Origin of the sequence: Romboutsia sp. 13368 (assembly GCF_018336475.1) — a bacterium.
Taxonomy (GTDB): domain Bacteria; phylum Bacillota; class Clostridia; order Peptostreptococcales; family Peptostreptococcaceae; genus Romboutsia.
In genome coordinates this window covers 633913-634767 of record NZ_CP048741.1, presented here as the reverse complement: position 1 = coordinate 634767, position 855 = coordinate 633913, and the positions used below count along the sequence as shown (strand labels likewise).

The 855-nt window shown below is 28.2% G+C and carries 1 protein-coding gene; it reads right to left on the bottom strand.

Features of this window, described 5'->3' with window-relative positions; all coding sequences use genetic code 11:
• Nucleotides 1-743: ABC transporter substrate-binding protein (locus G3997_RS02610; protein ID WP_296647642.1), on the bottom strand; the 743-nt coding region annotated here is incomplete at its 3' end.
• Between the last annotated feature and the right edge of the window lie 112 nt (nucleotides 744-855).

Sequence of the window (855 nt, the reverse complement as noted above, 5' to 3'; positions counted from 1 at the left end):
TCTTCAATATAATCAACTTTAGTTAATATAACATCTGGATTTTTRCTAATTACAGATTCCTCACCAGGAGATATCCATGAGTTTTCATCTTTAAATATATTTTCAGCCCCTATTATTTCAACCATTTCATTTATAAATGTTGAGTTACCCACACTATATAATGTAGGTGMTGGACCTATTTCAATATATACACTCTTTTTATCTGTTATTTTACTTCCAACTTCAGCTATCTTGGCTATTTCATCTTTCATGCCAGTTATTATTTCTTCACCTTTATCTTCTTTTCCAACTACAGATGCTATAAATCTTATATCTTCATATATACCTTCTATACTTTCACTACTTGGTATATAAACTACAGGTATTCCTGCATCACTAAATGCTTTAAATGGATCGTCTGCATTTCCTACTTTATTATGACCTGATGCTATTATTATATCTGGTTCTAATCCAATTATAGTTTCTGCATCTGGACCTGAATAAAAATCCATCTTAACTGCATCTTTATTTACATTTTCAATTCCTTCTGAATATGTATCCATACAAACTATTTTATCTCCCATACCTAGYGCAGATAAGATTTCAGTATTAGATGGTGCTGTTGAAACTATTCTCTCAATATTTGTAGGAATGTTAACTTCATTTCCTTCTCTATCTGTTATAGTTTCATTGTTTGTGTTACTACATCCAACTGTAAAAACTACAACTAAACATAGTAATAATGATAATAACTTTTTCTTCATATTTGTCTCCTTTAGATAAATTTAATGACAAATAGTTTTCATCATGGGAATTAGATTTAAAATTTTGACCTTAGTTTATTTTATTTAAGAAATTATTTTGAAAAGAATAATT